Source organism: Tissierellales bacterium, from assembly GCA_025210965.1.
GTDB lineage: Bacteria > Bacillota > Clostridia > Tissierellales > JAOAQY01 > JAOAQY01.
Map to the genome: position 1 here is coordinate 1 of JAOAQY010000040.1, position 6,105 is coordinate 6,105.

Below are 6,105 nucleotides of genomic sequence, written 5' to 3' on the forward strand. Positions count from 1 at the left end.
ACACAAGCTCCTACACATACTAGTGTATGAGTAATAAACCCGGCTGGTCTATTTCTCATCTCTCTCTCATATCCAACAAATCCTCCAACTATAATTGCAAATATTATCCGGATAATAATATCCCAAGTCGTCACCATCATCTCGCATGCACCTCCCTCTAACCGTACATATATGCCCCTTTTATAGCTTTTCAAACAATTTTTATCCAATATTTGTAAACTTTAGCCTTATAAAAAAAGTCCTTAAGGGTTCATCTATGCTACTCTGACTTACCCTCAAAGGACTATTATTCAACATAAATCTCAAATTATTAATATCGAATCACTAGTTTTAAATCTCTTTTTCTGTCGATATTTCAAATTGAACTACCACTATGCTAAAGCCATAGGGGTTTTACGCCTTTAAATTATAAAATGTGGATTGCTCTTTCATCAAATCCCATCATAAGTGATTCGCCAACATCGTACATTTTCTTTCCAAATGGATTTGACTGGCTTATAAGAATAGTCTGACCTCTCCATTCCACTTCATACTCATGGTATTCTCCCATGAACATACTCTTTGTAACTATCGCTTTGAAATCATCTTGTTCTATATGGATACTCTCTGGTCTAACTATCATCTCTACAGCATCGCCTACGCTATACTCTTTGTCCGACTCCACATTGTATGTCGTAGATTCTACTTTGACACCGTATTTGCTAGCATCCTTGCTCACTATCTCACCTTTTATTACATTTGCTTTTCCAATAAATCCTGCAACAAAAGCATTTGCTGGTTTTTGGTATATATCTCTCGGACTTCCTACCTGCTGGATGACACCATCTTTCATTATTACAACCTTATCAGAAAGTCCCATAGCCTCTGATTGGTCATGTGTTACATATAGAGATGTAATTCCGACTTCTCTTTGAATCTTTCTGATTTCATCTCTCATGTGAATTCTAAGCTTAGCATCTAGATTTGAAAGTGGCTCATCAAATAAAAGTACTCCTGGCTCCATTACAAGCGCTCTTGCAAGCGATACCCTTTGCTGCTGACCACCTGACATTTGTGAAGGTACGCGATCTGCAAAATCTTCCATCTTCATAAGAGTAAGTATCTTTTGAACTCTAGCATCAATCTGCTCTTTTGGCAATTTTTGAAGTTTTAAACCATATGCTATGTTGTCGTAAACATTCATATGTGGGAAAAGTGCATAGTTCTGGAAAACAAGAGCAGTATCTCTTTTGTCTGGAGTCAAACTAGCTACGTTTTCCTTTCCAATGTAAATCTCTCCCTCAGTTAGTGTTTCAAATCCTGCCACCATTCTAAGAATAGTAGTCTTTCCACAACCCGATGGTCCTAAAAGTGTTACGAAATCACCTGGTTTTATATCTAAATTTACGTTATCAACTGCTTTTACCTGAGTATTTTTATTTGTAACGAATATTTTCGTCATATTCTTGATTGTAATTCCCTTTTTCATCGTCGTAGCCTCCTACATTTCAATATCTTCTTTGTCTACACCAAGTTTCGAAAGTAAATAGCGCATAAATGCTATCATTGATCCAACTATTATTATAAGTATAGTCGAATAAGCACTAGCTACCCCAACTCGGCCCTGATCTATCTGACTCATGATGGCAACTGTAAGCAAACTATGTCTCGCTGATACCAAGAATATTATAGTACTTACAAGTGTCATACTTCTAGAGAAAGAATACACCAAACCACTGAAAAATGCTGGCTTGATCATAGGAAGTGTAACCGATGTAAATACCTTCTTGCTAGATGCACCGAGTACATTTGCCGCTTCCTCTATAGATGGATCAATTTGCTGAAGTGATGCAATTCCCGAACGAATACCAACTGGCATCGAACGAATAACAAAAGCTACAACCAATATAAGCGCTGTTCCCGTAAGAACTATTGGTTTTTGATTATAAGTCATAACATATCCAAGACCTACTACAGTACCTGGAATAGCTATTGAAAGCATAGTTGTGAAATCCAAATAACCTTTACCAATAAAACGCTTTCTAGCAATCAAAAATGCGATTACCATAGAAAGTACACCAGATATTGGAGTTGCTATAAGAGCAAGTAACGTAGTGTCTGCTATTGGCTTTATACCTAAGTCAAATACGTATTTGAAGTGCTTGAGTGTAAATGAGTAATTTACTCCCCAAAGCTTTACAAACGATCCTATCGGTACGAGTATGTACATCATACCAACAAATAAGCTAACCATAACTACAAATGCATGAAGTGGTTTAACTATTTTAGGATCTGTGATCAAATCTCTACTTCTAGATACCTTACCAGTTACTGTAACATAAGATTTCTTTCCAATGTAGAACTTTTGAACCAAAAATGCTACTACCGAAATAGTTAAAAGCATTATAGCAAGTGCAGTTGCACCGCTCATGTCCAAACTACCAATACCCTGCATGTAAATCTGTACCGCCATAGTAGTATAGTTTCCACCAATTACCATAGGGTTTCCAAAGTCTGCTACTGATTGAATAAATACTAGTAAGCCTGCATTTGCAATACCTGGCACCATTAGAGGAAGTGTAACTGTTTTAAACACCTGCCACCTTGAAGCTCCAAGGTCTCTAGCTGCTTCTTCAACCGATGGGTCTATCTGTTTTAAAAGTCCCACAAGCATCAAATATGCAACTGGGAAAAATGTAAGTACTTGAACTAATACTAATCCGTGAAATCCGTATATCTCTGCATTTTGCATTCCTAGAAGTCCTCTAGTTATTAAACCGCTACGTCCAAATAGTAAAATGGCCGATAAACCTATTAAAAATGGGGGTGAAATAATTGGTAATATCGCAATCGCACTTAGTAATTTTTTGTGCTTCATTTTTACATACGTCGCTGCATACGCAAATACAAATCCTATAATCGTCGAAAGAATCGACACTGTAACTCCTAGTTTCAATGTATTAAATATAATATCTCTATTGTATGATAGCTTTAAAATTTGTTGGTAGTGATGAATAGATGCCTTTCCTTCAAACAAAAAACTTTCTTTTAATATGTTTACTAATGGAAAAACGATAAACATCGTTACCAATATCAGAACAGCCACAATTGTTGAAAAAAGAATCGGATCTTGGGTAACTTTTTTCATGTTGGCCAATTCACTTTTGACTTTAAGTCTTTGTGTTTTCATGATTTCCTCCTAAAATTGGTAAAAAATTTAAGGCCCTCGGGCCCTATTATCTGTTTTGATATTATGTCTTAGTTTTTGTGTAGTAATCAAAAGCCGTTAGGCTCTTGATTACTACACTATTGCATGTTATATGAGAGAGGACTTTCGCCCTCATTTGAGAGTTTACTCTGTTGGTGGTGTAGTCTTTGTAAGTTCCATAAATCTTTCTAAGAACTCACTTCTGTTGTCTCCAGCCCACTTAAAGTCATAATCTATAAGCTTTGTATCTTTAAGAGTCATAGCTTGCTCTGGTGGGTTAGCTTCTTTATTTGTCAAGAATTGGAATGAACCTACAGTTTTACCAAGCTCTTGAGCTTCCTTAGAAAGTGCCCAGTCTACAAACATTTTAGCAGCTTCTTGATCTGGTCCACCTTTGATGATACCAACTGCTCCGATTTCATATCCAGTTCCCTCTTCTGCTGCAGTAAATACGATGTCTTCGTATCCTTCTTCTTGATATTTGATAGCATCATGCAAGAATCCAAGTGCAATTGGAGCTTCTCCCATACCTACCATACGACCTGGCGCACTACCAGACTTAGTGTATTGACGCACTTGTCCGTTGAATTTCTGTAAATATTTGAATCCTTCTTCTTCGCCTTTTAATTGGACGATTGTAGCAAGGAAATTGTAAGCTGTTGATGATGAACCTGGATGAGCTACTACTATATTGCCTTTAAATTCTGGCTTCAATAAATCATCCCAAGTCTTTGGTAATTCTAAACCATTTTCTTCTAACCACTTTTTATTTCCTTCAATTCCTAAGTAACCTGAATAAATTCCTGTCCAAGCTCCATCTGGATCTTTGAAGTTATCTGCAATATTTTCTGCAACTGGTGATTTATAATTTTCTAATAATCCATCATTTTTAGCTGCGATAAATGTAAGTGCTCCACCGCCGTACCATACCGATGCTGATGGGTTTTCTTTTTCTGCTTTAATTCTAGCGTAGATTTCTCCACCGCTCATACGAACTACATCTGTTTTTACCCCTGTAGCCTTTTCAAACTCTTTAGCTGCTAACATAGCATGGTCTTCCATTAGACCTGCATAAACAGTAAGTTTTAAATCTTTATTTTCTTGTGTCTCTGAGTTACTTGCCGTATCTTGTCCGCCGCCACAACCAGTAAGAAGTGTCGCGCCAACAACTATAGCACTCATAAGTAAAGCAATTGCTTTTTTCATGATTTCTCCCCCTCTATTATTCTTATCAATTCTATTTTTAAGTCATTTTTATTATATATGAAATCGTTTTCTTTGTAATTACCAAAATATTGCCGTATCAAACGGCAATCAGTGGTAAATATATTATTTTTGTAAAAATTGACTCCAAAATCGCTTAGCATCCGACTCTGCTCCGCAGTTTAGCTTAAAAGGTATTATAGCTGTAAGTAAAACTAAGAAATTAAATAAAATACCTATTTTCAATCCTTGTTTTAACCACAAAATATCCGCTTCATAATAAGCACCTTTCAAAATCACAATAAACAAAAGTGTCATAAATGGACCTGCGAGTATCGTGTACAATCTGTGTTTTTTCGAAATATCTGTGTTATAAAACTGGCAATAGCTTGGAAATATACACATATCTTTGTGTACTTTCATCAAAACTCTTCCAACTCTACGCTCTGCTTTTAGAAATGAATCTTTTTTGCCGATGTGAATTATTATCAAATCCTCCGACCACCTAATCAGCGCAATAATATGCCCTAATTCATGCCATACTATACTTGAAACAATAAATACTATACTTGAAATAATTACCCCAAAAACTTCTACTACTGACATAGTTCATCTCCTTTCATCACTAGATTTTGCCATGCCCTAGCTCTCCACAAAAGACTTCTTGTGTTCAGTCTACTTCGTTTTGTCTGAAAAGTCAAAATCTTTTGCGAAAAAGTCATTTAATTGCAAGATTTTACTTGTTATCAATATACCCCTATGATAGACTTTATTTTGTTAAAGTTTTTGTATTTATAGTAAAAATTTTTTGAAAGGATGACTGATATGAAAGAACATTATAAGTATTACATAGCAATGGTTTTTACAGCCATTTTATTTGCTGGTGCATTTATAGCTGGAAAACTTGGAGTAAGCTCTTTTTCTCCTGTTGTCATGACATTTTTGAGAATGGGGCTAGCTTCTATAATCATCTTCCCATACATGTGCTACAAAGAAGGTTCTAATTGGAAATTAGATAGAAGAGAATTAATCGTTTCGCTTAAATTTGGAATAATAGGTATGACATTTTATCACATACTACTATTTAACGCGCTTAAGTATACCACAGCATCAAATGCATCAGTTATAAATGCATCTATGCCCATTTTCACAGCCATATTTGCCATTTTCATACTAGGCGAAAAACTTTCTCTTAAACGATCATTCTTCATATTGACCGCATTTATAGGAGTCGTTTTGACTATAACTAATTGGGATATCGGCATAATATTCTCAAGCAATTTTAACCATGGAGATTTGATTATGCTATGCGCTGCGATTTCTTGGTCTCTATACAGTGTATTTGTAAAAAAAGACACAAAAGATAGTTCATCTTTAAAACTTGCAACTTATTCGTTTTTAATGTGCACTATCATAGTTTCTCCCTTTGCATTAAAAGAAATATTTGTAGACAAAAGCCTCTCTGGCATAGCTCCATCAGCTTACGGCGCTATAGCTTACATGTCTATTTTTCCAACTGTCATAGGCTATACCACGCAGCAGCTATGTATAAAAAACATAGGCCCTAGCACCGCTGCACTATTTATAAACCTAGTTCCAGTATTCTCCATAGCTATGGCAACTGTGATTCTAGGTGAAACTTTAAATCCGCTGAATCTAGTAAGTGCTGGAATCATTATAATCTCTGTGATAGCTTTTACGAAGACAAAAGAAAA

Annotated in this window: 5 protein-coding genes; 1 reads left to right on the top strand and 4 read right to left on the bottom strand. The window is 35.8% G+C overall.

Going from position 1 to position 6,105, the window contains the following annotated elements; translation table 11 throughout:
• Positions 1–406 precede the first annotated feature (406 nt).
• From N4A40_02870 to N4A40_02885, 4 genes are all read right to left on the bottom strand, one after another.
• The gene (locus tag N4A40_02870; protein MCT4660776.1) at positions 407–1,468 is read right to left on the bottom strand and encodes an ABC transporter ATP-binding protein; all 1,062 of its coding nucleotides are present in this window, start codon (positions 1,466–1,468) and stop codon (positions 407–409) included.
• Positions 1,469–1,480: 12 nt separating this feature from the next.
• Positions 1,481–3,169, bottom strand: coding sequence for an iron ABC transporter permease (locus N4A40_02875; protein MCT4660777.1), 1,689 nt, complete (start codon positions 3,167–3,169; stop codon positions 1,481–1,483).
• 162 nt (positions 3,170–3,331) lie between these two features.
• Positions 3,332–4,393, bottom strand: a complete 1,062-nt coding sequence (locus tag N4A40_02880) for an ABC transporter substrate-binding protein (protein ID MCT4660778.1) — start codon at positions 4,391–4,393, stop codon at positions 3,332–3,334.
• Positions 4,394–4,516: 123 nt separating this feature from the next.
• Complete coding sequence (locus tag N4A40_02885; GenBank protein ID MCT4660779.1) at positions 4,517–4,996, bottom strand: hypothetical protein; 480 nt, start codon at positions 4,994–4,996, stop codon at positions 4,517–4,519.
• Positions 4,997–5,215: 219 nt separating this feature from the next.
• On the opposite strand from N4A40_02885, the gene N4A40_02890 reads away from it, so the two are divergent.
• Positions 5,216–6,105, top strand: an 890-nt coding sequence (locus tag N4A40_02890; GenBank protein MCT4660780.1) for a DMT family transporter, incomplete at its 3' end; no start/stop codon positions are given.